Genomic DNA, 1,629 nt, shown 5'->3' with positions numbered 1-1,629 from the left:
AAAAACATACTAAGATTAGTAGTGAAGAAATCTCTGACGGGAGAGAGTACTCACTACTTTTTCTTTATGTTAAAGTAGAGGTGTCTTGTTAAGTCGTAGCTTCTTTTGGCGCTAGACGTCGTACAAAAAACTGGCAAGACACCTGTTTTAGATGGAATTTTATCAAAGTATGTCGGACGCTAGACGTCGAGTATTGAAAATGAAATCACTAAAATAAGGAATCATTCAAGACAAAGAGGTAAACATAATGCGGACAGTTTTTGGAATTGATGTGAGTAAAGCAAGCTCAGAAGTCGCTATTCTTGTGAATGGTAAAAGGGTTTATGGCTATACTATGCCTAATGACATTATCGGATTTTCTCGTCTACTGGAGGATCTAAAGACCGTGAGCAACCCCGAAATTGTTTTTGAAGCTACTGGCGTCTACTCTCGCCGACTTCAGGCCTTTCTAGAAGAATATAGCTATGACTATACACGTCTTAATCCTTTGGAAGCTAAGAAGCAACTTGATGGATTGCGAGTCCGGAAAACCGATAAAATCGATGCAGAGAAACTTGCTTCGTCACAATTTGTTTTAAACCGTAAGCCAACTTATGTTCAAGAAGAAGTCTATCAAAACTTGCATGATCTTAGCCGATTCTACCAAAATCTGACAGAGGATATCGTAAGGACGAAGAATAGGCTGCACAAAGTTCTTCAAATTGCCTTCCCAGAAATCGAGAATCTACTATCTACTCCTACAGGTGAGCAATATTGGAATCTCGTGTCCATCTTCCCAACCAAGCATTGGGTGCTGGAACTATCAGAAGCCGAATTGAAAGAAGCTATTCGCAACTCAACCTCTAAACGCATTTCAGAGAACAGAGTAGGTAACTTGACTGAGAAGTTAGTTGGATTGGCGAAGCAATCTTATTCTGGCATTTCAAAAACCTCTCCTATGGTAGAAGAGGTTAAATATGATGCACAGGAACTTATAAAGTTGACAAACCGTCGGGAACAAGTTTTACAACAGTTGATAGCGTTAGCTGAACCTCTACCTGAATATGAGATTCTTCTCTCTATTCCTGGTATCGCAGAAACAACGGCTACAAGCATTATTGGTGAATTAGGAGACATTCGTCGTTTTAAGTCTGCTAATCAAATCAACGCTTTTATCGGTATTGATCTCAAACACTATGAATCAGGAGATTTCCTAGGTCAAGAGCATATCACTAAGCGTGGGAATCCTTATGCAAGAAAAATTCTGTACAAATGTATTCACAATATCGCTTCAGCTAGCCATACCAATCCTTGCCATATCGCAGATTTCTATGAGAAACGAAAAAGACAATCGCAGATAACTTCAACTAAGCCACATACGATTGCCTCTATACATCGTCTCATTAGGACAATGTATTATCTTATAATGCATAATAAACTTTACGACTATACTTTAGCACAAAGTCATTAAAGTCGCCTATGCCCTATAATTCTAACACCTTGTTTCAAAAAATGCCAGATAAGGTGTCATTTTTCTATGCTCAAATGTCAGAAAAATGGCTCGAACTATCTCTCAAAAAATTCCCTTCATACATTTTCAGGAATAATGTTGAGTCAGAAACCGTATTATACTTGACAAATGGTAGAAAA

1 protein-coding gene is annotated in these 1,629 nt (G+C 38.2%); it reads left to right on the top strand.

Annotation, left to right across the window (positions count from 1 at the left end; translation table 11 throughout):
• Positions 1–247 precede the first annotated feature (247 nt).
• Positions 248–1,450, top strand: coding sequence for an IS110 family transposase (locus tag ADF68_RS03615; protein ID WP_049548676.1), 1,203 nt, complete (start codon positions 248–250; stop codon positions 1,448–1,450).
• Positions 1,451–1,629: the final 179 nt, after the last annotated feature.

The sequence above is a fragment of the Streptococcus pseudopneumoniae genome (assembly GCF_001068775.1).
GTDB lineage: Bacteria > Bacillota > Bacilli > Lactobacillales > Streptococcaceae > Streptococcus > Streptococcus pseudopneumoniae_N.
Note: the sequence above shows the minus strand (reverse complement) of the source record. Positions and strands in the feature narration are given on the sequence as shown.